Below are 22,980 nucleotides of genomic sequence, written 5' to 3'. Positions count from 1 at the left end.
CGAGCTGTGAGACACAACTATATGGTTCTTCCTGAACCGGAAGGCTGGTCACATCATTGTCAGATCACAGACGTCAGCGCACGCGCCAATTTTTCGACCAGTTCTTCAACCTGTTGATCCGCAATGATGAACGGCGGGGCCAAAAGAATATGATCCCCGTTCCTGCCGTCTCGGGTCCCTGACATAGGGTAACAAATCAACCCCTCGGCCATGGCAGCCTTTTTGATCTTTCCAGCGATCCCCAAGCCGGGATCGAACGGAGTTTTCGCCTCTCGGTCGGCGACCAACTCAATGCCTCGAAACAACCCTCGCCCCCGGATATCGCCGACATTCGCGTGCTGTCCGAAAGCGGCCTCCAACGCGGATTGCAATTGTTCTCCCATGACACCGGCGCGCGCGGGCAGATCGCGCGTTGTAAGTTCGGTCATAACCGCCAAAGCCGCCGCAGTCGCCACTGGATGGCCGATATACGTATGCCCATGCTGAAAGAACCCCGACCCATCCCGAATCGCGCCATAAATCTGACCCGAGCACAGCATGGCGCCAATTGGTTGATACCCTGCCCCTAACCCTTTGGCGATACACAGAATGTCTGGTGCGATACCGTCGTGATCGCAGGCAAACAAATGCCCGGTTCGCCCCATGCCGCACATGACTTCGTCTAGGATCAACAGCACACCGTATTGATCACAGATTTCACGCACACGCTTGAAATACCCCTCAACCGCCGGAACCGCGCCAAGTGTCGCCCCCACAACCGGTTCAGCCATGAAAGCCATAACCGTTTCGGGGCCCAACCGCAGGATTTCTTCCTCCAACTCATTGGCAACGCGCTGGCCATACTCAAAACTGCTCTCACCGTCGGGCTTTTCGGCATATTCATAACACGGGGCAATATGCGTCATCTCGATCAACATCGGGGCAAATTGCGCCCGCCGCCATGCGTTCCCGCCTGCCGACAAAGCCCCCAAAGTGTTTCCGTGATAGCTTTGGCGTCGGGCAATGACGTGGTGACGCTCGGGCTGATCGATTTCGAGATAGTACTGGCGCGCCAGCTTGATTGCCGCCTCAGTTGCCTCTGACCCTCCGGACACGAAATACACCCGATCCAGATCTCCCGGCGGGTGTTGAATCAACAGATCAGCCAGTGCTTCTGCCGGCTCAGAGGTCATGAAACCACTATGCGCAAATGCGATCTGTTCCACTTGTTTCTGAACAGCTTCAATCACGGCCGGGTTGGAATGACCCAGACAAGACACAGCCGCGTCGCCACAGTCCAGATAGCGTTTGCCCTGCGTATCGATCAGATAACACCCATCACTGCCTGCAGCGACCGGCAGTTCGGCTTTGGTATGTCTCGGAAAAACGTGGCTCATTTTTAGGTCCTTTCAATCCTGGAGATCAGCGCCGCAACAGATTCAGCATTGTCGCTCCAGGGCCGACCAGTTGGATCGGTCAGGCTGTTTTCAAATCCTACGCGCACATCACCTCCACGCAAGGCGGCTTCTTGCAGACAGATGTGTTCTTGAGACCCAAAGGCGCACACCATCCATGGTTCTGCGTCCTGGGGGAAAAGATCGATATCTTCCGGGGCTGACACCTGAGCGGTCGCATACCGGCCCAACACAAACAAGCGATCAGCCTGCCCGGCCCGAACGATCTTGTTGGCTTTCCAATGCTCTAACAACTTCGCATCCTCCGCATCGTACAGGATGTGCTGAACACGAGTGCCCTGTTCCTTGCAAAGACCATAAACACGCTCGGCCAATTGGGGCGCGCGCGCGATTTCGCGCACCGAAATCGACGCCCATGTCGGTTGAACCTCCAGAAGGCAATCCAATTGTGCCTTAACGTCAAAGACACCCGCAGCCTCAGTCGAAATCTGCACATCCATGTCTGGAACGATCGAATGAAGCGCAGCAATCGTCTCGCGGTATCGCCCGGCGTCCAGCGAATGCTGCCCCTGATCATCCCGAACATGCAAATGCAAGCCCTGAGCGCCTGCATCAAAGCATGTCCGCGCAACCTCTACGATCTGGTCGACGGAAACCGGAAGCTGAGGATGGCCCAGCCGGTCCAACCGCGCCCCGTTTGGGGCAACCATTACATAGGGTCTTTCAAGGGACGCCCATGAACTGACTTCTTGTCGTCGAAGCGGATTTGACATTGCTGGTGCTCCTGCCGCCCTTGTCATACAGCCACCTACCCGGCGTTTTCTATTTTCAAATTTCAAAACATATGTTTTTCTTTGGTAATGACGAATACATCCATCCAGTTGGTCAAACTCTTACGTCGCAATATCGATCAATTTCCACCGCAGCTTCAAGCGGCGGCCAAGTACATTATCGATCACCCCGCGGATTTCGGCATCGACCCCATTCGGGTCACTGCAGAAAAGATCGGCGCCAGTTCGAACGTTTTGGTCCGGCTGGCCCAACGGCTGGGCTTTGACGGTTTTGATGCTCTCCGACAGCCATTCCGACAAGCGCTCGTCACCGACAAAGAGGACAGCCTGCAACAGGATTGGTTGGCGCGCATGAGGTCAGCCGATCAACTAAGCCAAACTCAGGCATCCCTTGCTCAAAACGAGCTGAATGTAGTCACGAGATCGCTGCGCCTGATGGACCCCAAGAAGATCAGGCAAGCCACAGATTTCATTCTTGGTGCCCGCCGGTGTTTCATCACGGCCACCCGCGCCAGCCATGCGCTGGCATACTATTTTCAATATGTCGGTCGTATGGCTCATCCGGATCTACACCTAATCCCACGCCACATGGGATCGGCGATAGATGATCTGTTGGACGCAGACAAAAACGATTGCCTGCTTGCCATGACCGTTCACCCCCATTCCGCGGATACAATCCGGTCGATGCGCTTTGCGCGGGACAAGGGCATGCGGATCATCCTGATCTCTGACAGTGATCTCATCGCTCCCGGTATCAAACCCGATGTGACTTTTCAGATCAGCACCCGGTCAATGCATCACTTCTCCAGTTTTTCCGGGGCAATGGCGGTTCTGGAATGCCTGCTGGGCCATCTCTTCGCTGCGGGCGGGGATGCTGCGCGCCAGAGGGTCGAAGATTACGAAAAAGCCCGAGAAGACACCAACGCCTATTGGCAACCATCAAAACTTCCCAAACTGCGCAGGCCTTAAAGCCCCGGTGTTTTGACCGGGGCTCTAACCTACTTTCTGAGATTCGTATTTAGATGGTCGCTTGTACGGCGCGTTTGGTCATGACCTTGACCAGATGTGCGCGGTAGTTTTTGCTACCGTGCAGATCGGCGATCATGTTGGCGGGGTTGATATTCAGATCCATCAGCGCGTCTTCGCGGAACTCTTTGCTCAGCGCCTGTTCGGCCTCGGACCAGCGGAACACACCGTCTTCGCTGGCGCCGGTGACAGCAACACGCACACCGTCTGCAAACCGGGCCAGGTACACACCCACCAGCGCAAAGCGCGATGCCGGTTGCAGGAATTTCTGATAGCTGGCCGCCTGCGGCACCGGGAACCGGACACTGGTGATGATCTCACCCTCATCCAGCGCCGTGGTGAACATGCCCTGAAAGAAGTCATCTGCCGCGATCTGCCGGGCATTGGTTACAATCGTAGCCCCCGATCCCAACGCGCCCGCAGGGTAACAGGCCGCAGGATCATTATTGGCGATCGAACCGCCAATGGTGCCGCGATTACGCACCGCCGGATCGCCAATCTGACCGGCCAGCGCTGCCAGCGCCGGATAGCTGCCAGCCGCGTCAGCGGCCACCGCCGCATGGGTCGTCGCGCCGCCAATGGCGACCGAGCCATCATCCTCGACGCAGACCCCTTGCATCTCAGCAATACTGCTCAGGGACACCAGCGACGACGGGGCTGCCAGGCGCTGTTTCAACGTCGGGATCAGGGTTTGCCCACCTCCCAGCGCCTGCGCATCTTCGCTCCCCAGTGCTGCAACCGCATCAGCAATGGTCGAGGGCTTCTCAAACTCGAAATTGTACATTTCGTCTTCCTTTCCAAAGAGCACCCTTCCGCTCTTCATCTTTTTGGAAATACTCCGGGGGTCTGGGGGCAGCGCCCCCAGCCTTCCCCATAACTCACCCGTTCATCGCCGCCCAGACACGCGACGGACTGACCGGCATGTCGATATGATCGACCTCCTTGCCACCCGAGTTCAGCGCATCCAGAACCGCGTTGACCACAGCCGGTGGCGAGCCGATCGCACCGGCCTCGCCACAACCCTTCACACCCAGCGGATTGTGGGTACAGGGCGTCTGGCTGGAATGGTCAACGCCATAGAACGGCACGTCATCGGCGCGCGGCATCGCGTAATCCATGAAAGATGCGCTCAGCAGTTGGCCATTCTCATCATAGGCGCAGTTCTCAAGCAACGCCTGACCAATGCCCTGACCAATACCGCCATGCACCTGACCGTCCACGATCATCGGGTTGACGATATTGCCAAAGTCATCCGCCGCCGTGAACGCCTCGATGCTGACCTGACCGGTCTCGGGGTCAACCTCGACTTCACAGGCATAAGCGCCAGCCGGGAAGGTAAAGTTGGCCGGGTCGTAAAACGCGGTCTCTTCAAGCCCCGGCTCGACTTCCAGCGGATAGTTATGCGGCACATAGGCCGTCAGGGTTACATCCCCCCAGGCCACCGATTTGTCGGTGCCAGCCACGCTGAACTGACCATCCTTCAGCTCGATATCCGCCTCGGAGGCCTCCAGCAGGTGGGCGGCGATCTTCTTGGCCTTGTCGATCACCTTCTCGGTGGCTTTCACCATGGCCGAGCCGCAAACAGCCAAGCTGCGTGACCCATAGGTGCCCATGCCAAACGGGATCTTCGAGGTGTCGCCATGTACGATCTCAACCATCGACTCGTCGATGCCGATCATGTCAGCCACAACCTGCGGGAACGCAGTCTCGTGCCCCTGCCCGTGGCTGTGTGCACCAACCATTACGCTGATTGATCCGGTGGCATTCACCCGAACGGTTGCGGCATCATAAAGACCCGCACGGGCCCCCAGCATGCCAACGATGTTCGACGGCGCAATGCCGCAAGCCTCGATATAGCAGTTGATGCCCAGACCACGCAGCTTGCCGTTGGCCTCACTGGCCGAACGACGCGCGACAAAGCCTGTCAGATCGGCAGCAGCCTCAAGCTTGTCCATGGTCCCGTTGTAATCGCCGGTGTCATAGGTCAGCGCGACCGGTGTGTCATAAGGGAATTGGGTTACAAAATTCTGTCGCCGCAATGCAATCGGATCGACACCCAACTCGCGCGCGGCCTTATCGACGACGCGCTCCAACTGATAGGTCGCCTCGGGGCGGCCTGCGCCGCGATAGGCATCCACCGGCACTGTGTTGGTGAACATCGCCTTCACATTCACCTGAATGACCGGGGTCTTGTAATTGCCTGCCATGAGCGTGCCATGCAGCCAGGTCGGAACCGAGCTGGAAAAGGTCGACAGATAGGCCCCCAGATTGGCATAGGTGTTGGTACGCAGGCCGACAAAGTTGTTATCCGAATCCAGAGCCAGTTCGATCTTACTGACATGATCGCGGCCATGGGCATCTGACATGAACGCCTCGGACCGGCTGGACGTCCATTTGACCGGGCGGTTGCAGGCCTTGGCGGCGAATGTGCAGAACGCCTCTTCGGCATAGTGGAAGATCTTCGTGCCAAAACCTCCGCCCACATCGGGCGCCACCACACGCACCTTATGTTCCGGCAGACCCAGCACAAAGGCGCACATCAGCAAGCGGATCACATGCGGGTTCTGCGAAGTGGTATAGAGCGTATAGTCCTCGGTCGCGCGGGCATATTCCCCCACCGCCACACGGGGCTCCATCGGATTGGCGACAAGACGGTTGTTGACCAGATCCAGAGTTGTCACATGGGCCGCATTGGCGAACACCTCGTTAACCTTGGCGTCATCCGTCTCGCCCAGTTGCCAATCATAGCAAATGTTGTTCTTCAAATCGTCATGAACCAATGTCGCGCCATCCTGCGCGGCAGCCTTCATGTTCATGACCGCAGGCAGTTCCTCGATGTCCAAATCGATCGCCTCAGCGGCATCGCGCGCCTGTTCTAGGCTATCGGCCACTACGGCTGCGATGGGATCGCCTACATGACGCACTTTACCCTGCGCCAGAATTGGGTGCGGCGGTTCCTGCATCGGCGCGCCGTGCTTGTCGGTGACCTCCCAACCGCAGGGCATACCGCCCACGCCTTCGAAATCCTTGCCGGTGAAGACTTTGACGACACCGGGCATGCCCTCGGCCGCCGAAGTGTCCACTTTATTGATCCGGCCATGTGCGATGTCGGACCGCAGGAAATACACATGGGCTTGACCATGTACGTTGATGTCGTCGGTGTAGTTGCCTGCTCCGGTCAGAAAGCGCACGTCCTCGCGCCGTTTGGAACTGGCTCCGATGCCACTGTCTTTGGGCATTGCTTGTTCTCCTCCCATAAACGGATGCTATGCATCCTATGTCATCCCACGGGCGTCTCCCCTGACGCCCGCAGCGGCATCATTCGGCAGCGATGCTGCTGACGTCCTGACCGGATGCGGCCATGATCGCTTTGACGATATTGTGATATCCGGTACAGCGGCACAGATTGCCTTCCAGGTACTTGCGCACCTCTGCTTCGGTTGGGCGCGGATTGTCCTTCAGCAGCGCAGCCGCGCTCATCACCATGCCTGGCGTGCAAAAACCACACTGCAGGCCGTGATGATCTTGAAACGCCTGCTGGATCACATTCAAGGACCCATCTGCATTCGCCTGACCCTCAATCGTGCCAACATCAGCGCCATCCGCCTCAAGCGCCAGCATGTTGCAGGATTTAACCGCCTCACCATCCACGTGCACAACACACGCGCCGCATTGGGCCGTGTCACAACCGACATGCGTTCCGGTCAGTGACAAGTGATCACGCAGAAAGCTGGAAAGCAAAGTGCGGCCTTCGACGTCACCGCTCACAGACTTACCGTTCACGGTCATGGAGACCTGTGTCATAGATTCCTCCCATTTTATATTTTTGCTTGTTTCGAGTTAAACACGGGAATTTTCGTTTGAGAACAAAAATCTTGTCGCAATACGCAAGACAAAAGTCGCAAAAGTTTCACGGGCAATCAACGCAAAGCCAGCGGCATCTATCGACCGTGTCACTTCTTCCGTTGTGCGCGCGGTTGCGGTCGGGTCGGGATTTCCTTGAGCAAACCGCCAACACCCATCCCGGCGATATCCGTTCCCGTCGTCTCAATTCCGCACGCGACCCGGGACAGAACCCAATCAGCGCCGTTCAATGCCGGAGACCGTGCACATCCCGGCAGTCCAATCACCGGACGTTTCCCAAGTGCGCCCAAAAACAGAAGGTTCCCAGGATCGACAGGCATGCCGAACCGATCTACCGCGCCCCCTGCGACGCGGACGGCCGCGGGCGCAACATCATCAAAATCCGAAGTAGCAGAGCCGGTCAGGATCAGCACCAATTGCCCACCTACGCCCGAGATCGCGGCCGCAAGCGCCTCAGTTTCATGCGGTACGATCTGGACATCACACAAATCCATGCCCAACGCCTCGACCCGCCCGCGGATCGCTGAAACGCCTTTCTCGTTTGGCGGGCCGCCGGGAATATCCGTGACAACCAAACCGGCGCTCTGATGCACCGGGCGGACAAGACGGATCACGTCCCGAGCCAAGTTCGCGGCACGCATTACGTCTGCTCTGGGCACGGCGTAAGAAATAACTTTTATGGTCGCCACCATGCCCGCCACGCCCATTTGCTGGTACTGCGGAACAGTTGCGACTGTGATCATCGGATTGACCTGATTGAACTGCTCTAACGCTGCCACATCCAGCACGGCCACGCCGGGCCCATCCGCCAACAGGTTTACACGACCGGTGAACGCTTCGGTCACCCGAAGATTAGCAGATGCGGGGTCCGTCGCCAGCGCTTCGGCCAGGATCCGTGCGGCTTCGTCCTCATGACAGTCGCCGGGCTCCAACCGGGCTACGATGACCTCTTCGACGCCCGCTTCGGCCAGTTGAGCCACATGTTCAGGCAAAAGGGACAGGCCCTTGCGAAGCTTCCGGCCAGCGGCTGTTACAGAATGCGCCAGGATTGCGCCTTCGGATTGTGCAACCGAGATCGGTCCAAATTTCATACCCGTCCTCTCAGCACGGCGGTCATCTGCGCCAGGATCGCTACCGCGATTTCTGCAGGGTCCGATGCGCCGATATCCAGCCCAACCGGCCCATAAATCCGTGAAATCTGCGCGTCGGTGATGCCCGCATTCTGCATTCGTTCGACACGTTTTGCATGGGTTCGCTTGGACCCCAGCGCACCAATGTAAAACACACCTGCCCCCAGCGCGGCTTGCAGCGCCGGGTCATCTAGTTTCGGATCGTGGGTCAGAAGAACGACGGCCGTGCGCGAATCCAATCCCAATTTGGCGACGGCCTCATCCGGCCAGTCCGTCAGGATCGTTTCGCCGGGGAACCGGTCGTCAGAGGCAAACGCCTCGCGCGGGTCAACGATGGCCGGATCATACCCCGCAATTCGCGCCATCGGCACCAAGGCCTGCGCGATGTGAACCGCCCCAACGACGATCAAACGCAGCGGCGGGTTGTGCACGGCCACAAAAGTCCTGCCATCCTCTTCAAAACCAGAGCGATCCATGCGCAGCCGTTGGCCATAGCCAGTTCGGCGCAAAGCGCGGCGGCCGGTGTCAACATTGACCTCATAGGCCAGCGGTTCGCGTGCCGCCCGGGCCTCGACCAGTTCGGCCAGCATTGGTTCGGGCAAGACCTGACCAATGGGCTCAACCAAAACCCGAATGGTCCCTCCGCAAGCAAGCCCGACAGCGAAGGCATCTTCGTCGCTTACGCCGAACTCAAGCAGGCGGGCTTCCCCCTCGTCGATAGCTTCCAGCGCTTCAACGATTACGGCGCCTTCTACACAGCCGCCCGACACAGACCCTTCGATCCGACCGTCTCCGCCAATGGCAAGTTGCGCGCCAACACGGCGCGGCGCACTGCCCCAGGTTTCAACAACGGTGGCAAGGGCGGCGCCGCGGCCACTGCGAAACCATTCCAGCGCTGTCTCTGGACTGTTATCGAATCGATCCATCGAACCCTCCCGGCGTGTTCCGATCCAACATAAGGCGCTTTGAGGCAATAAAAAGTAAGATCAACCCAAGAAAGTGAAGCGTCGAAACCGACTTCGCGGCTAAGTAGTACGGGAATACCGCCACATTCCCTGAAGCAGAGCATTGAATGTCGATATTCCAGCCTCTAGCCTGCTGCCACAGCCGGTCATCAACCGGCTGCCCGCTTTGACCATTTTATATCGGAGACAAAAAGTTGAAACGCATTCTTACACTGGGAACGGCGATCGGTCTTTTAACCTCAACCGTCGCATGGGCTGATACATTTGAACGCTATGGCGAAGTCGAGGGCTGGAAGGTGTTCATCGACAACGAAAAGAAATCCTGCCTGATAGAAGCTGTCGACGATGCTGAAAACGTGGTCCAGATGGGTCTGACCGAGGACCGTGGCGTTGGTTACGTCGGTGTTTTCACCAAAGCCAAAACCAACATCAAGCGCGGTGAGAAAGAGGCTGTGGCGATCCTGTTGGGTGACAACATCTATCTGGGCGAAGCGACCGGCATGAAAGGCAACATTACCAAAGGGTATTCCGGCGGTTACGTCCTTTCAGACGACCCCCAATTCGCCGATGATCTGGCCAAGAAAAAGGTCATGATCGTTTTCCCCGAGAAAGAGTTCGCTTTCACGGTAGATCTGACAGGCACCTATAAAGCCATCGAAATGGCGCGCGAGTGTAACGAAAAGCAGCTTGGATAAAAGTTCAGGCAGAAAGCGCGGACATCAGCCGCGCTTTCTCACCCACGTCGTCAGGTTTGGAAATAACAGCCGCCAGATTTTCTAGCGAGGCGATTGAGTGTCCCGCGCGGAAACTATCCACATGCGGCAACATTGATACAATTCCCTGCGCCTTGGGCGCAAACTCATCCCAGCGCAGAAGCGGGTTGAGCCAGATCAGACGATGAGAGGACAGGTGTAACCGCTCCATCTCTTTCGCCAACGCATCGGGTTCGCCCCGGTCCAGACCATCCGAGATCAACAGAACCACAGCACCCTGCCCCATGACACGGCGTGACCAATCCCGGTTGAAGGCATGCAGACACTCCCCGATCCGTGTTCCGCCTTCCCAATCCTGAGCCTCTGAGCCCGCCGCAGCCAATGCAGCGTCCACATCACGTTGCCGCAGGTGACGGGTAATATTTGTCAGCCGAGTTCCGAACGTGAATGCGTGAACCTTGGCCCAGCCCGCGCCTTTGGTGTTCGACACGGTATGCAAGAAGTGCAGAATAATGCGGCTGTACTGGCTCATCGAACCCGAGATATCACACAGAGCCACCAGATTGGGCCAGCGCGGCTTGGGTTTCATTAGGGCAATGTCGCGCAGCTCACCCCCCTGCCGCATGGCAGCGCGCAACGTGCGCCCCCGGTCTATGCGATGGCCCAGATGACTGGCCTGCCCCCTGCGACTGGCAATAGGTTTGACGGGCAAATTCAATTGCGCCAGCAGACGTTTGGCCTGCGCAACTTCTGCGGTACTCATCTGTTCAAAATCAAGGCTGCGCAAACGTTCCTCGGATGACGCGGTTTGCGACGCATCGATTTCAAGCTCGGTCTCGCCTTCGTCTTCGCGGGACTCGGGAGGGTCGCGTTCCACACCATCCAACAAAGCTTCGGCCGCGCGCTTTTCTCCGGCATCGGCCTTGCGGTCCTCTTGCACCCCGCGAATTGCAGGCAGCATCATGGACATCATATGTTCAAGGTAACGTGGATCACGCCAGTAGAGGCGGAAAACCTGTGCGAAAACCGTGCGATGCTCGGGGCGAGTAACGAAACAGGCGTGAAGCGTCCAATAGAAATCCTGTTTCTCGGTGAAGCCCGCCACCTGAACCGCACGAATGGCGTCAACGACGCGACCTGTACCAATGGGCAATCCGGCCTTCCGCAAAGCCCGCGCGAAATGCGTTATATTCTGTGCCAGTTTCGGGTCGTCGGGGATATCGATTGGGAGTTGTTCTGCCATCATACATCATGGGGGCGCCGCCCCCATACCCCCGGAGTATTTAGAAAAAGGTGAAGCATCAGGCCGGTTCGAGCGTGGCTTTCGCCTGATCCAGAATTCGCTTCGCCTCGGACCCTTGCAGTTTTTGAATGTCGTCTTGGTATTTCAGGATCGCCCCCAAAGTGTCGCCGATGACTTCCGGGCTCAGATTAATGACATCCAAGGCCAGCAGGCATTTGGCCCAATCGATCGTTTCTGCCACGCCTGGTTTCTTGAACAGATCCTCGGTGCGCAGGCGTTGAACGAACGCTACGACTTCGCGGCTGAGCGCATCTGCAGCTTCAGGCGCGCGTGCGTGAAGAATTTCGATTTCCCGTTCAAAATCGGGATAGTCGACCCAGTGATACAGGCAGCGACGCTTCAATGCATCATGCACTTCGCGGGTGCGGTTCGAGGTGACGATTACGATAGGCGGTTCCGGGGCTTTCACAGTTCCGAGTTCGGGGATGGTCACCTGAAAATCACTGAGCGCTTCCAGCAGGAAGGCCTCGAATGGTTCATCGGTTCTGTCGAGTTCGTCGATCAGCAAGATCGGCGCACCATTTTCGTCGGGCCGCATGGCCTGAAGTAACGGGCGTTCAATCAGATACTCATCCGAGAACAGTTCGGTCTGCAAACTGTTGCGATCTGCCCCGCCAGACGCCTCAGCCGTGCGAATTGCCACCATTTGTGCAGGGAAGTTCCATTCGTAAACGGCCGAGGACGCATCCAGACCCTCGTAGCACTGAAGGCGGATCAACCTGCGCCCGAGACCGCTGGCGAGTGCCTTTGCAATCTCGGTTTTTCCGACACCTGCCTCACCTTCCAGAAACAAAGGTCGGCCCAGTTTCAGGGCAAGAAACACCACCGTCGCCAAGGCCCGACCGCAGACATAGCCTTGGTCGCCGAGAACCTGCTGAACGGCATCAATTGATTGGGGTTGGTGCATATGGTTTCTCCTTGGGCCTAACAGGTCACGACGCACGTCATGCGTCAAGTCACTGATCGATGAACCACTTACGACGATCCGATTGTTTGGCAAGCTTCAGGCATGCCCGCGCCTTGGCTAGGTCTATTTGCTGCAACGCGGCTCTTTCCCGAGGCAAGCGGCTGTGTTAGCGGATGGCTCATGACCGATAGCATCACGATCCGCCGCCCCGACGACTGGCATCTGCACTTGCGCGATGGCGCTATGCTGCAGGCTGTCCTGCCCGAAACCGCGCGCCACTTTGCCCGCGCGATCATCATGCCCAATCTTGTGCCCCCTGTCGTGACAGGCACACAAGCCGCCGCGTATCGGGAGCGTATTCTGGCGGCACTTCCGGACGGCATGACATTTAAACCGCTGATGACCCTGTATCTGACCGAAGATACAGATCCCACTGACGTCGAAGCTGCACATGCCAAGGGTTTGATAAGTGCGGTCAAACTGTATCCTGCCGGCGCCACAACAAACTCGGCCTCGGGCGTGCGGGATTTCGACAAAGTGCGCCCGGTGCTTGAGAAGATGGCCGAAATTGGCCTGCCCCTTTGTGTGCATGGCGAGGTCACAGATGCTGAGATCGACATTTTTGACCGCGAAGCGGTATTCATTGATCGTGTCCTGGACCCGATCCGCAAGTCGACGCCTGGCCTGCGAGTGGTCATGGAACACATTACGACCAAGGACGGTGTAGACTACGTTAAAGCCAATGATACCGATCTGGGCGCAACAATTACCGCGCACCACCTGATCATCAATCGCAACCACATTCTGGTTGGCGGGATCAAGCCGCATTACTACTGCTTGCCCGTTGCCAAACGCGAAGAGCACCGATTGGCGTTGCTCGCCGCGGCGACATCGGGCGATAGTCGATATTTTCTGGGCACCGACAGTGCGCCTCATACCGATGACAATAAAGAAATGGCCTGCGGATGTGCCGGGTGCTTCACCGCGACCAATACCATGTCCTTGTTGGCGGAGATGTTCGAGCGTGAAGGCGCGTTGGACAAGTTAGAAGGGTTTGCGTCGCTCAATGGGCCAGCTTTTTACCGGTTACCCGCAAACGAAGACACGCTGACCCTAACCAAGGGCGGCCCGGTGGATTACCCGGCCAAAATCGAAACAGCTGACGGACCGGTAACCGTTTTTGATCCGGGCTTTCCTTTGCATTGGCGCGTCGACTAATCCGTCAGTCTTTCCGCCAGATCGCGGGCGCGTCCTCCGGTGCGCAGCATCGACCAAATCGCGTCCGCCTCGTCGCTGCCAATCAACTTGGCAGCCTTTCCGCGCACGCGGTCTTCGCGATCAGCCAGTGACACTGGCGCCAATAGGTCATGCGTCGCTTCGCGGCGAACTCCGTCACGACGCAACAGCGAAAGATGGGCTTGGGTTTCGGAAAGAGTATCGTCGGCTTCGACAGTGATGCGATCCCCCAGGGACGTGATACGCGGATTGGTGCAGACCTTCTTGGAATAATTGGTCGGTAAGGCTGTATCAAACCCCAAGGCTTGCATCGCGATAACGGTGCGGTAGGAGAACTTGGCGCCCAAGCCAGTTGTCGGAGCGACCTGATTGCAGACGCTCATCCATCGTAGGTGCGTTTTGATCCTAATTTCAGCCACTTCCGGCTCGGCAATGTCGAGATCCCGCGCAGCCTCAAGCGCGGCATGCAAACCGTGGCAGCAGGCGTGCAGTTTGTGACTGACGGATTCGAACAGCCACTTTTCACCTAGGCCGTCTAGTGCCGCGTCTACATCGGATGCACCTTGATGGGTGGATCCAAACCCGTATTGACCTTCTAACGCACCAGCATTTGGCTCAAAACCGCGTTGTACCAGAAGGGCAGCCTCGACCCCGGCAGAGGACGCAAGTCCGGCGTTATATGGTTTGCCCATGGTCCCGAACTGCGCCTTCAATCCCGCCGCACGTGTTGCCGTCAGTCCCAGGACGTTCTGCATCTGTTTCTCATCGAACCCAAACACCCGCCCAACCGCAACAGCCGCGCCAAAAGCACCGGCCGTCGCAGTTTGATGGAACCCGACCTGATAGTGTCCACGTCCAAGCCACAGCCCAATTCGGATTGAGGTTTCCATCCCGATCAAAGCGGCTTCGAGAAAGTCCACCAATATGCGGTCATCCCATTCCGTAACCGCCAGCGCTGCGGGCAAAACAGCCACTGAAGGATGGCCGATATGGGCGAAATGCGTGTCGTCATAATCCAACGCGTGCGAAACAGTACCGTTAACTAAAGCCGCTGCCCGCAGCGGGGCAGCACCGCCGCCGAAAAGATGCGCCTGGGCTGCGCCTTCTTCACCCATAACCAAATCCCGAACAGTGCTTGAGACGGGTTCGGCCGCACCCGCACGCCCCACAGCGATCCAGTCAAGCGCTGACAAGGAGGTAACAATACGCGCCTGGGCGGATGTCGTTGCAGGACCGGCAGCAAAGGCTGCCAAAGAAGTGGTCAGATCACGCATGCGCACAGTCTAACGTGCGCGAAACATTGGTAAAGGCTTAGCTGTAGAGTTCTTTGGCGCGGGCTTCGAACGCACGAACGATCCGCTGCATGGCCTCGTTGAAGACAACACCGATAATGCCTTGCAGGATGGCGTTTTTGAATTCGAAATCGACGTGGAACGAGATGTCACAGCCACCATCCGCTGCATCCGCGAACTGCCAGTCGGATTTCATGTATTTGAATGGGCCATCCAGATATTCAGTGTCGATTCTCTTTTGATCGCCAAACAACGTAACCCGGCTGCCAAATCGTTCGCGAAACACTTTGAACGAAATGACCAGATCGGCCTCAAGCACATGGGACCCGCCGACTTCGTAGGTCTTCCGGATGCGCGCCGCAGCGCACCAGGGTAGAAACTCGGGGTATTTGGCCACGTCTGCGACCAGATCATACATCTGCTGAGCGGTATAAGGCAGGTGACGTGTTTCCGAATGGATAGGCATGGCGTCCGGTATTTTCAGATGACAATGGCGCGTCATGTCGTATGTTGCGCGCCAAAGATCAAGGGGGCTGGGATGAGTGACCGCGCATATGTGATAGATGAGATGATCTCGGCCAAGGCGATTGCCGCGCGGATTGAGGAGCTTTGCCGCGAAATAACGGATGAGTTTGGAGACACAGACAAGCTTGTTGTTGTCGGCCTTTTGCGCGGCAGTTTTGTCTTCATTGCCGATCTTGTGCGCGAACTGGACCTGCCGATCGAGGTGGACTTCCTTGAAGCTTCATCTTACGGAGACTCGATGGAGAGCAGCAGAGAGGTGCGTATTCTCAAGGACTTGAGAGGCGCAATTGAAGGGCGTGATGTGCTGGTTGTCGAAGATATCGTAGACACAGGCCACACCCTCAACCACGTCACGAATCTGTTGATCAGCCGCAGTCCGAAACGTCTGAAATCCATCGCACTTCTGGACAAACCCAGCCGACGAGAGGTCGATTTCCGCTCTGATTGGATCGGATTTGAAATCCCGGATGAATTTGTCGTGGGCTACGGGATCGACTACGCTCAGCGTAACCGCAACCTGCCCTTCATCGGCAAGGTCAGATTCACCGAGGCATAGATGAACCCGCGCCACTTCCTGCGCATGTCCCAATGGGCGAGAAACCCGCCGTCGAAACGGCGGGTACAACTTGTATTCGGGATCATTCTGCTGTGCTTGCTGATTTTCGGGGTCGAATACATGGGCTGGTGGCCCGATTGGGCCACGGGTGAATGGACGCGCGCGCCGCGCTGATCCGACTACCCCAGTATGCGACGGATCACGGCCAGAAACACCCCTGTGCCGATTGGAATGAGCGCGTCCGGAAAATCATAGTCCGGGTTGTGGAGCTGCGGGTGATCCGACCCCGAACCCAGCCAAAACATAGCCGTTTTTGCATTTTTGCCGAATTGCCCGAAGTCTTCCGAGAATCTTTGCGGTTCGTTCACAAGACGAACCGGGACATTTCGTTCCACGCACGCCTGATTCAGAATGTTTACGGCGTCGATATGATTTGCGCAGGCTTCAAAGACGTCATCATAGGTGACTTCTGAGCTCACACCTTCAGCCTGCGATGTCTTTGCAACCAGCGCCTCTGCTTCGGCAATCAGCTCTGCCATACGCGTGTCCGTGACCGTGCGCAGGGTCACCCACAGTTCCGCTCGTCCGGGTGCGACGCCAAATGTCTGTTCCCCAAGGCTTGCATGGGTCACGGTGGTCAGCGCGTAGTTTTGATCCAGCGGCCCTCCCTGCCCCAGTTTTGTCAGAGCAGGCATAAGCTTCGACAGTGCAGCAGCCGGAGAAACCCCGTCCTGCGGCGCAGCGGCATGCGAAGTTTTACCCGTCAAAACAATCCGCATCCCACGTGACGCGCAATTGGCGGGCCCATCACAGATTTCAACGATGCCAAGATCCAACCCCGGCAGGTTGTGCAGGGAAAATACATGGTCTGGGGCGACGTCTGAAAACCGAGGGTCACTGCGAACCGCAGCGGCGCCTTTGCCGGTCTCTTCCGATGGCTGGAAGATCAAAACCACGCGGCCTGTTTGTGGGCGTGCAATACCCAAAGCCTCAGCCACGCCCACTACCATCGCCATATGCCCATCATGGCCGCACAGATGGCCCTTTCCAGGAATGCGCGATGTGTAAGGAAGATCGGATTCTTCTTGAATTGGCAACGCGTCCAACTCGCAACGAAGTCCGACACCGGGTCCTTCTATGCCGCTGTCAAACACGGCCACAACGCCATGCCCACCTAGCCCCGTCAGGACCAAATCAGCGCCCGCGTTCTGAATCAACTCAGCGATCCGCTCGGCTGTTTTTTGTTCCTGACCGGACACTTCAGGGGATTGGTGAAGCTCTCGGCGCAGGGCCGTAAGGCGCTTGAGAGTTTCCGGCGTCACGCTTGTCCCAGTTTTGCCTGCCGTGCGGCCCGCAAACGGGCGAAATCATCGCCCGCGTGATATGAGGACCGGGTCAATGGTGTCGCCGATACCATCAGGAACCCTTTGCCATATGCTGCTTTTTCGTACGATGCGAACTCTTCCGGTGTGACAAAGCGGTCCACCCCGTGATGCTTGGGCGTTGGCTGCAAATACTGGCCGATTGTCAGAAAATCGACATCAGCCGCACGCATGTCGTCCATCACCTGTCGTACCTGTTGTTCGGTCTCACCCAAACCAACCATGATGCCGGATTTGGTGAAGATCGACGGGTCCAGCTCCTTGACCCTTTGCAGCAGACGCAGCGAATGGAAATAGCGCGCGCCGGGTCGCACTTCGAGATATAGCCCCGGCACGGTTTCAAGATTATGGTTGAATACATCGGGCTTGGCTTCGACCACGGTCTCCAGAACCTTGGCGTCGCATTTTAGAAAATCGGGCGTCAGAATCTCGATCGTCGTTTTCGGAGACCGATGCCGTATCGCACGTATGGTCTGGCCAAAATGTTCCGCACCACCATCCTTGAGATCATCCCGATCGACCGAGGTGATCACAACGTGGTTCAAGCCCAGCTTTTCGACGGCATGAGCCACGCGCCCCGGTTCGAACACATCCAACGCATCCGGACGACCTGTTGCGATGTTGCAGAAGGTGCAACCGCGCGTACAGATTTCGCCCATGATCATCATAGTCGCGTGACCCTGGCTCCAACACTCTCCGACATTGGGGCAGCCGGCTTCCTCGCACACCGTGACAAGGTTATTGTCGCGCATTATACGGCGGGTATCGGCATAGCCTTTACCACCGGGGGCTTTGACGCGAATCCAGCTGGGTTTCTTAGGCTGTGAGTTATCCGGACGATGGGCTTTTTCCGGGTGACGTTGTTCGGGGATCTTCAGATCGCGCACGGGCAGTTTTCCTGACTTTGGGTCAACTTTGTGTACCTATAACATAAACCAGTCGTTGTGATTACACCAGCAGCGCATATCCGCTATGCAATCGTACTTTGCGCTTGCAGAAAACCTCTGACTACGGGGGTATTTATTCATATTTTTCAGCCAGTAATGAACGTATCTACGAATTTGCAAATGCGGCATTTCATCAATTGAAGGCAGTTTAGAACTGAACTAGGTCTCGGTCTAAACACATGTGAATCACAGGAGATTGAACATGAAATCCGGTGCCAAACTGCCCGATGTAACCTTTCATACCCGCGTTCGCGACAGCTCGCTAGAAGGGCCCAATCCGTTTCGCTGGGAAGACATGACAACAGCAGATTTCTTTGCCGGCAAGCGTGTGATCCTGTTCTCGTTGCCTGGTGCGTTCACGCCAACATGTTCGACCTATCAATTGCCGGGATTTGAAAACGGGCACGCTGATTTTACGGCCAAGGGAATTGATGAGATCTACTGTATGTCCGTGAATGACAGTTTCGTCATGAACAAATGGGCAAAGGACCAAGGCTTGGAAAAGGTCAAGGTCATTCCCGATGGATCTGGTGAATTTACTCGCAAGATGGGGATGCTGGTCGACAAGGACAACCTTGGGTTCGGCATGCGGTCTTGGCGCTATGCAGCCATCATCAATGACGGTGTTGTTGAAGCGTGGTTTGAAGAGCCTGGTCTAATGGACAACTGCCCGGACGATCCATACGGCGCTTCATCCCCCGAAAACCTGATAGCACATCTGGAAAGAGCCGCTGAACCAGCGCTGACTTAAGCAAAGACAACATGTTGATTTCAGGCCCGCTCTTGGCGGGCCTTCTTATGCGCGCGTGGCTGATACGATCTTTTCGCCCACATCCTGAATGACCTGCGCCAGTCGACCTGACCAATCCTCCTCAGACGTTGAATTGCGCAGCACCAACCCTACTGTGCGGGCCGGCTGCGGAGCGCCGAAGCGCAGCAGTTTCAAACCGGACACAGCCTCGGTTTCCGAGCGCGCGGCCAGTTCCGGCATCAACGTCAGGCCAAACCCTTCGGCGACAAGGCGCGACAGAGTCGCCAACGACGATGCCCCCATGTTGATCTGCCCACTACCGCGGTCCTGACCACAGACCTCCAGCGCTTGATCCGTCAAGCAATGCCCGTCTTCCAACAGCATCAATTGCGCCGCCTTTAGATCCAGGGGCCGCAACATCTCAGGGCTCGTGGTCACCCTTTCTAACCGCGCCGCACTTCCAGCTAGCAAAAACTGGTCCTGAAACAACGGAATCTCTTGAAACTCACGTCCACCTGCTGGCAATGCCAGAACTGCGGCGTCAATATCGCCACTGCGCAAAAGCGCCAGCAAACGGTCGGTCCGTGCCTCTCGAATCTGCACTCTGAGCGAGACGTCACCGGCCCGCAATCCCGCCAAAACACCGGGAAGCAGATAGGGCGCTATCGTTGGAATGATTCCGATCGAAAGCGATCGATGCCCGCCGGAATGGTCCCGGGCAAACTGATCCAACCGATCCGCAGAACCCAGAACCTGGCGCGCATGATCCAGCACATCGCGCCCCAGTGGGGTCAGCAAGATGTCCCTTGCCTGACGTTCAAACAGAATACCACCCAGAGTTTCCTCTAACGCTTTGATCTGCACAGATAGCGCTGGCTGTGATACATTACATAGCTGAGCCGCTCGACCAAAATTTCGTTGTTCGGCAACGGCTTGAAAGTACTGGAGCTGTCTTAGTGTGAAACCCATAATCCCTGATTATCAATCCAGCGCAAATTCGCAAGCGATCCAAATGGATTTCACCCGATCATGCAGTCACGCTCGGCTTGATCCTCGTAGTGGCGCTTGAGACGTTGCAGCGCGATACGAAGCACGATTTTTCCGGATCTCGCAGACCATCCCATTCGCTTTTCTGCCAGCTCCAACCCTTCAAGATAGCAGCAACACCTGAGGGCAACATCACTCAGACCCGGGCCAAGATCACTCAAGGCACGCGCGACCCGATCCCTTGCATCAGATGACCCTTTGCCGCCGTGAGAGGCACTGTCGAAGCTTCCTCGCGCGCCCCCTGTCAGAAAGCTGTCCCAGTTTTGTGTGACCTGCGGGCCGATTTGCGCCAACTCAAAATCCTCACGAAGACGTTCGCCGGCGCTGACCAAAGCCTCATCCAGAAAAGGTTTTCCATCGCGATCCCGGCGGCGGGACAAGGCGATCAGCGGGCTTTCGGCCGTACTGTAGCGCATGCGCCGGATGCGATCAGGTTGCGCACCCGAAGTGTTCGCCTGAAATGGGCTTTGCACCTCGGCCATTCCGAATTCATTGCGCGCGCGCGCCTTGTTCTCTGCCTCGGCCACCAACAAACTCAACGCGGTTCGACCAGACGTTGATATGCGATACCGGGATATCCGCCCGGGATTGTCGCAGGAAATCCAATCCTTCAACGCCAGAGCCTGCGCAATCTTGCATTCTACAACGGCCGTTCTTGTCGCCCCCGCCTCACCGGTGTCGCGTACAACCACGGCCTTGTCCATATCCTCGGCCACCGCAAGAACCGACCCGGTTTCACACAAGCGTCGGAGAATACGCAAAGCCTCGCGTTCGAATTCTTCTTCTTCCCTGGTTTCGTTGATCTGGGGGGAAAGTGCGCGCCGGTCATCTGCCACAGAAAAATGCGTCTCGGCCAGCGATTGCAAGGCGGCATCTACCAACGGGTCGTCTCGCCGCGTTTCAATACGACGGATTTGCCTGAGGATGGTTGATGCATGGCACCCTGCCGATCTCGCAATATCTCTAATAGACCGACCGGTTTCGGTATGAGCAAGGTATCTTTGTGCCCCTTCTGGTACCCATGCCGGAACGGCTAAAGCCACGTTGTTTTCCATAATTATTTACCCTCGTCGACAAAACAGACTGCCACTTTTCGCCCTCAGAGTTTGAGTTAACCAAATCTAACTAGAGATTCTTTCGTTACTCGTTCGTTAACCCCGATGAGCGGGAACCAGATTTGATTCAAAAAGATAAACAGTCGTGAAACCATCGTTCGGAGTGAGTTCAATCAAAGCAACGCCCGCTAAAGTTGTGTGACAAGCAAGGCGTCAAAATTTGAATAAGGGACACACGACATGCAGGACCTGATGACCATGATCGCAACTCTCCACCGCCCGCGCCTTTTGGCCCGGGCCGCGAAATTCGGGGCGCTGGATTACAATCGGGATCGGCATTTGCAACGCATTCTGGGCTATGGCTCACTCCCGGGAACAGGGTCGGCCCTTATGCGGTTGATGGAAATGGAGAAAGAGGTGAATGAGCAGCGAAAAGAAGAGGATGCAGCCTATTCTCTGGTCCGACATCTGGATCTTTTGATCGCGCTATTGGGCGAGGCGCAGCTGTATCAGGCCAGCCGCGCCTCGCACCTGAATTGATCAGGTGAAGGCATCCGGCATGGAAGCTTTCTTCTCAGCAACATAAGCCTCCAGCGCGGCATTTACGTCCGGATCGATTTGCGGCTGTTGATAGTTGGCCAACAAATGCTCGACCCGCGCAGTGGCGAGTTGACGAGTGTCACGGGACCCTTCTTCCTGCCAGGTCTCAAATGGCTTGTAGTCCAGCATTTCGGATTTCCAGAAGGCTTCCTTGAAGTTGGCCTGCGTGTGATCACATCCAAGATAGTGGCCACCCGGACCAACCTCGCGGATAGCGTCCATGGCTTGAGCGTTTTCGTCATACGTCACGCCCTTGGCCAACCCATGCAATACGCCCAGTTGATCGGCATCCATGACGAATTTTTCGAAATCCGCAACAAGACCACCTTCCAGCCAACCGCAGGAATGCAGCATGAAGTTCACACCAGACAACAGACCCATATTCAGTGAGTTCGCCGTCTCATAGGCGGCTTGCGCGTCCGGCAGTTTCGATCCGCAGAATGACCCGGCTGACCTGTAGGGCAAGTTCAAACGCCGTGCCAACTGGCCCGCGCCGTACGTAATATGTGACGCCTCAGGCGTTCCAAATGTCGGCGCGCCCGAGTTCATGTCAATGGACGTCACCATGGCGCCAAAGATTGCCGGCGCGCCCGGACGGATAATCTGGCTATAGGCGACACCGGCCAGAACCTCGGCCAGCACCTGTGTCAGTGTACCTGCCACGGAAACCGGGGCCATCGCTCCGCCCACGATGAATGGCGAGATGATGCAGGCCTGGTTATTGCGCGCATAGACCTCAAGCGAGCCCATCATCACATCGTCGAAAGTCATCGGCGAGTTGATGTTGGTCAGTGAGGTCATCACTGTGTTTTCCTGAACGAATTCCTTGCCGAAGAGGATTTCGCACATTTCAACCGAATCCTGCGCGCGGCTTGGGTCGGTCACCGACCCCATGAAAGGCTTGTCCGATAGCGTCATATGCGCTTTCAGCATGTCCAGATGCCGCTTGTTCACCGGGACGTCGGTGGGTTCGCACACTGTACCGCCCGAGTGGTGCAGCCACTTGGACATATAGGCCAGTTTCACAAACTTGTTGAAATCGTCCATGGTCGCATAGCGACGTCCGCCTTCGGCATCACGCACAAAGGGCGGGCCATAGACAGGTGCCAAGACCAAAGTGCGCCCGCCGATCTCAACCGATTTCTCAGGATTGCGAGCGTGCTGTGTAAATTGACTGGGGGCTGTCTTGATCAGCTCACGCGCCAGACCACGCGGGATGCGCACGCGTTCACCGTCGATATCTGCCCCAACATCGCGCCACCGGTCCAGAGCGTCGGGGTTGTCAACAAAGTTGACACCGATCTCTTCCAGTACGGTCTCTGCATTGGTTTCGATGATCTCCAACGCTTCTTCGTTGAGAACTTCGAAATTGGGAATGTTGCGTTCGATATACTTTGCTGTTTCGATCCGAACCGCGGTACGCTCCGCCCTGCGGGCGGCTCCGCCTCCACCGCGACCCCGGCGACGTGCTGCTGCTTCAGCCATGTTTTTTCCCC

The 22,980-nt window shown here is 56.9% G+C and carries 23 protein-coding genes; 7 read left to right on the top strand and 16 right to left on the bottom strand.

Translation table 11 applies throughout. The features are described 5' to 3' along the window. Nucleotides 1–59: 59 nt before the first annotated feature. A complete protein-coding gene (locus Q1B13_RS06890) occupies nt 60–1,376 on the bottom strand; it encodes an aspartate aminotransferase family protein (protein ID WP_299078756.1) in 1,317 nt (438 codons plus the stop codon). Nucleotides 1,377–1,378: 2 nt separating this feature from the next. Beyond that, nucleotides 1,379–2,167, bottom strand: coding sequence for a 3-keto-5-aminohexanoate cleavage protein (locus tag Q1B13_RS06885; protein ID WP_299078753.1), 789 nt, complete (start codon nt 2,165–2,167; stop codon nt 1,379–1,381). Nucleotides 2,168–2,254: 87 nt separating this feature from the next. Here Q1B13_RS06885 and Q1B13_RS06880 point away from each other — a divergent pair, with 87 nt between their 5' ends. Next, entirely contained in the window at nt 2,255–3,154 is a 900-nt protein-coding gene (locus tag Q1B13_RS06880) for a MurR/RpiR family transcriptional regulator (RefSeq protein ID WP_299078750.1), read from the top strand. 49 nt (nt 3,155–3,203) lie between these two features. On the opposite strand, the gene Q1B13_RS06875 is transcribed toward Q1B13_RS06880, so the two are convergent. The 5 genes from Q1B13_RS06875 to Q1B13_RS06855 all read right to left on the bottom strand — a co-directional run bounded on the left by Q1B13_RS06875 (nt 3,204) and on the right by Q1B13_RS06855 (nt 9,131). Continuing rightward, nucleotides 3,204–3,995, bottom strand: coding sequence for a xanthine dehydrogenase family protein subunit M (locus Q1B13_RS06875; RefSeq protein WP_299078747.1), 792 nt, complete (start codon nt 3,993–3,995; stop codon nt 3,204–3,206). Between the two features lie 94 nt (nt 3,996–4,089). Next, a complete protein-coding gene (locus tag Q1B13_RS06870) occupies nt 4,090–6,450 on the bottom strand; it encodes a xanthine dehydrogenase family protein molybdopterin-binding subunit (protein WP_299078744.1) in 2,361 nt (786 codons plus the stop codon). Nucleotides 6,451–6,529: 79 nt separating this feature from the next. Then, on the bottom strand, nt 6,530–7,015 hold the full coding sequence (locus Q1B13_RS06865; protein WP_299078741.1) for a (2Fe-2S)-binding protein: 486 nt from the start codon (nt 7,013–7,015) through the stop codon (nt 6,530–6,532). Nucleotides 7,016–7,164: 149 nt separating this feature from the next. Beyond that, nucleotides 7,165–8,166, bottom strand: a complete 1,002-nt coding sequence (locus Q1B13_RS06860; protein WP_299078738.1) for a molybdopterin-binding protein — start codon at nt 8,164–8,166, stop codon at nt 7,165–7,167. Beyond that, nucleotides 8,163–9,131, bottom strand: coding sequence for an XdhC family protein (locus tag Q1B13_RS06855; RefSeq protein ID WP_299078735.1), 969 nt, complete (start codon nt 9,129–9,131; stop codon nt 8,163–8,165). The genes Q1B13_RS06860 and Q1B13_RS06855 overlap by 4 nt, the downstream gene beginning before the upstream one ends. Before the next feature lie 233 nt (nt 9,132–9,364). On the opposite strand from Q1B13_RS06855, the gene Q1B13_RS06850 reads away from it, so the two are divergent. Next, complete coding sequence (locus tag Q1B13_RS06850; RefSeq protein WP_299078732.1) at nt 9,365–9,865, top strand: hypothetical protein; 501 nt, start codon at nt 9,365–9,367, stop codon at nt 9,863–9,865. Between the two features lie 4 nt (nt 9,866–9,869). On the opposite strand, the gene Q1B13_RS06845 is transcribed toward Q1B13_RS06850, so the two are convergent. After that, on the bottom strand, nt 9,870–11,126 hold the full coding sequence (locus tag Q1B13_RS06845) for a VWA domain-containing protein (protein WP_299078729.1): 1,257 nt from the start codon (nt 11,124–11,126) through the stop codon (nt 9,870–9,872). Nucleotides 11,127–11,184: 58 nt separating this feature from the next. Further along, nucleotides 11,185–12,093 (bottom strand): MoxR family ATPase, encoded by a 909-nt coding sequence (locus Q1B13_RS06840; RefSeq protein ID WP_299078726.1) that lies wholly within the window; start codon nt 12,091–12,093, stop codon nt 11,185–11,187. Between the two features lie 180 nt (nt 12,094–12,273). Here Q1B13_RS06840 and pyrC point away from each other — a divergent pair, with 180 nt between their 5' ends. Continuing rightward, on the top strand, nt 12,274–13,311 hold the full coding sequence (pyrC, locus tag Q1B13_RS06835) for a dihydroorotase (RefSeq protein ID WP_299078723.1): 1,038 nt from the start codon (nt 12,274–12,276) through the stop codon (nt 13,309–13,311). On the opposite strand, the gene Q1B13_RS06830 is transcribed toward pyrC, so the two are convergent. Continuing rightward, the gene (locus tag Q1B13_RS06830; RefSeq protein WP_299078719.1) at nt 13,308–14,603 is read right to left on the bottom strand and encodes an MmgE/PrpD family protein; all 1,296 of its coding nucleotides are present in this window, start codon (nt 14,601–14,603) and stop codon (nt 13,308–13,310) included. The genes pyrC and Q1B13_RS06830 overlap by 4 nt on opposite strands. A gap of 37 nt (nt 14,604–14,640) precedes the next feature. Beyond that, a complete protein-coding gene (locus Q1B13_RS06825) occupies nt 14,641–15,087 on the bottom strand; it encodes a type II toxin-antitoxin system RatA family toxin (RefSeq protein ID WP_299078804.1) in 447 nt (148 codons plus the stop codon). A gap of 72 nt (nt 15,088–15,159) precedes the next feature. Here Q1B13_RS06825 and hpt point away from each other — a divergent pair, with 72 nt between their 5' ends. Beyond that, on the top strand, nt 15,160–15,702 hold the full coding sequence (gene hpt, locus Q1B13_RS06820) for a hypoxanthine phosphoribosyltransferase (protein ID WP_298932236.1): 543 nt from the start codon (nt 15,160–15,162) through the stop codon (nt 15,700–15,702). Continuing rightward, on the top strand, nt 15,703–15,876 hold the full coding sequence (locus Q1B13_RS06815; protein ID WP_298932238.1) for a hypothetical protein: 174 nt from the start codon (nt 15,703–15,705) through the stop codon (nt 15,874–15,876). A 5-nt stretch (nt 15,877–15,881) separates the two neighbouring features. Here Q1B13_RS06815 and Q1B13_RS06810 read toward each other — a convergent pair whose 3' ends face one another. Both Q1B13_RS06810 and lipA read right to left on the bottom strand, forming a co-directional pair. Then, on the bottom strand, nt 15,882–17,024 hold the full coding sequence (locus Q1B13_RS06810; RefSeq protein WP_299078716.1) for an amidohydrolase: 1,143 nt from the start codon (nt 17,022–17,024) through the stop codon (nt 15,882–15,884). Next, complete coding sequence (lipA, locus tag Q1B13_RS06805) at nt 17,021–17,971, bottom strand: lipoyl synthase (protein ID WP_299078712.1); 951 nt, start codon at nt 17,969–17,971, stop codon at nt 17,021–17,023. Before lipA ends, Q1B13_RS06810 begins: the two co-directional genes overlap by 4 nt. Nucleotides 17,972–18,233: 262 nt before the next feature. On the opposite strand from lipA, the gene Q1B13_RS06800 reads away from it, so the two are divergent. Next, nucleotides 18,234–18,782, top strand: a complete 549-nt coding sequence (locus Q1B13_RS06800; RefSeq protein WP_299078709.1) for a peroxiredoxin — start codon at nt 18,234–18,236, stop codon at nt 18,780–18,782. A 45-nt stretch (nt 18,783–18,827) separates the two neighbouring features. Here Q1B13_RS06800 and Q1B13_RS06795 read toward each other — a convergent pair whose 3' ends face one another. After that, nucleotides 18,828–19,751 carry a LysR substrate-binding domain-containing protein gene (locus Q1B13_RS06795; RefSeq protein WP_299078706.1) on the bottom strand — a complete coding sequence of 308 codons (924 nt, stop codon included), beginning with the start codon at nt 19,749–19,751 and terminating at the stop codon, nt 18,828–18,830. A 50-nt stretch (nt 19,752–19,801) separates the two neighbouring features. Next, nucleotides 19,802–20,884 carry a DUF6456 domain-containing protein gene (locus Q1B13_RS06790; RefSeq protein WP_299078703.1) on the bottom strand — a complete coding sequence of 361 codons (1,083 nt, stop codon included), beginning with the start codon at nt 20,882–20,884 and terminating at the stop codon, nt 19,802–19,804. Nucleotides 20,885–21,124: 240 nt separating this feature from the next. Here Q1B13_RS06790 and Q1B13_RS06785 point away from each other — a divergent pair, with 240 nt between their 5' ends. Continuing rightward, entirely contained in the window at nt 21,125–21,424 is a 300-nt protein-coding gene (locus tag Q1B13_RS06785; protein WP_299078700.1) for a DUF6477 family protein, read from the top strand. Here the strand turns inward: Q1B13_RS06785 and Q1B13_RS06780 are convergent, their stop codons facing one another. Further along, entirely contained in the window at nt 21,425–22,969 is a 1,545-nt protein-coding gene (locus Q1B13_RS06780; protein WP_298932247.1) for a trimethylamine methyltransferase family protein, read from the bottom strand. It lies immediately after the preceding gene. Nucleotides 22,970–22,980 lie beyond the last annotated feature (11 nt).

Source organism: uncultured Ruegeria sp., from assembly GCF_947489545.1.
Lineage (GTDB): Bacteria > Pseudomonadota > Alphaproteobacteria > Rhodobacterales > Rhodobacteraceae > Ruegeria.
Note: the sequence above shows the minus strand (reverse complement) of the source record. Positions and strands in the feature narration are given on the sequence as shown.

What these genes read in the sequence shown, in the direction of transcription:
- Q1B13_RS06890 (WP_299078756.1), bottom strand. Translation starts at nt 1,376, where the DNA reads ATGAGCCACGTTTTTCCGAGACATACCAAAGCCGAACTGCCGGTCGCT.
- Q1B13_RS06885 (WP_299078753.1), bottom strand. Translation starts at nt 2,167, where the DNA reads ATGTCAAATCCGCTTCGACGACAAGAAGTCAGTTCATGGGCGTCCCTT.
- Q1B13_RS06880 (WP_299078750.1), top strand. Translation starts at nt 2,255, where the DNA reads ATGACGAATACATCCATCCAGTTGGTCAAACTCTTACGTCGCAATATC.
- Q1B13_RS06875 (WP_299078747.1), bottom strand. Translation starts at nt 3,995, where the DNA reads ATGTACAATTTCGAGTTTGAGAAGCCCTCGACCATTGCTGATGCGGTT.
- Q1B13_RS06870 (WP_299078744.1), bottom strand. Translation starts at nt 6,450, where the DNA reads ATGCCCAAAGACAGTGGCATCGGAGCCAGTTCCAAACGGCGCGAGGAC.
- Q1B13_RS06865 (WP_299078741.1), bottom strand. Translation starts at nt 7,015, where the DNA reads ATGACACAGGTCTCCATGACCGTGAACGGTAAGTCTGTGAGCGGTGAC.
- Q1B13_RS06860 (WP_299078738.1), bottom strand. Translation starts at nt 8,166, where the DNA reads ATGAAATTTGGACCGATCTCGGTTGCACAATCCGAAGGCGCAATCCTG.
- Q1B13_RS06855 (WP_299078735.1), bottom strand. Translation starts at nt 9,131, where the DNA reads ATGGATCGATTCGATAACAGTCCAGAGACAGCGCTGGAATGGTTTCGC.
- Q1B13_RS06845 (WP_299078729.1), bottom strand. Translation starts at nt 11,126, where the DNA reads ATGGCAGAACAACTCCCAATCGATATCCCCGACGACCCGAAACTGGCA.
- Q1B13_RS06840 (WP_299078726.1), bottom strand. Translation starts at nt 12,093, where the DNA reads ATGCACCAACCCCAATCAATTGATGCCGTTCAGCAGGTTCTCGGCGAC.
- pyrC (WP_299078723.1), top strand. Translation starts at nt 12,274, where the DNA reads ATGACCGATAGCATCACGATCCGCCGCCCCGACGACTGGCATCTGCAC.
- Q1B13_RS06830 (WP_299078719.1), bottom strand. Translation starts at nt 14,603, where the DNA reads ATGCGTGATCTGACCACTTCTTTGGCAGCCTTTGCTGCCGGTCCTGCA.
- Q1B13_RS06825 (WP_299078804.1), bottom strand. Translation starts at nt 15,087, where the DNA reads ATGCCTATCCATTCGGAAACACGTCACCTGCCTTATACCGCTCAGCAG.
- hpt (WP_298932236.1), top strand. Translation starts at nt 15,160, where the DNA reads ATGAGTGACCGCGCATATGTGATAGATGAGATGATCTCGGCCAAGGCG.
- Q1B13_RS06815 (WP_298932238.1), top strand. Translation starts at nt 15,703, where the DNA reads ATGAACCCGCGCCACTTCCTGCGCATGTCCCAATGGGCGAGAAACCCG.
- Q1B13_RS06800 (WP_299078709.1), top strand. Translation starts at nt 18,234, where the DNA reads ATGAAATCCGGTGCCAAACTGCCCGATGTAACCTTTCATACCCGCGTT.
- Q1B13_RS06795 (WP_299078706.1), bottom strand. Translation starts at nt 19,751, where the DNA reads ATGGGTTTCACACTAAGACAGCTCCAGTACTTTCAAGCCGTTGCCGAA.
- Q1B13_RS06790 (WP_299078703.1), bottom strand. Translation starts at nt 20,884, where the DNA reads ATGGAAAACAACGTGGCTTTAGCCGTTCCGGCATGGGTACCAGAAGGG.
- Q1B13_RS06785 (WP_299078700.1), top strand. Translation starts at nt 21,125, where the DNA reads ATGCAGGACCTGATGACCATGATCGCAACTCTCCACCGCCCGCGCCTT.
- Q1B13_RS06780 (WP_298932247.1), bottom strand. Translation starts at nt 22,969, where the DNA reads ATGGCTGAAGCAGCAGCACGTCGCCGGGGTCGCGGTGGAGGCGGAGCC.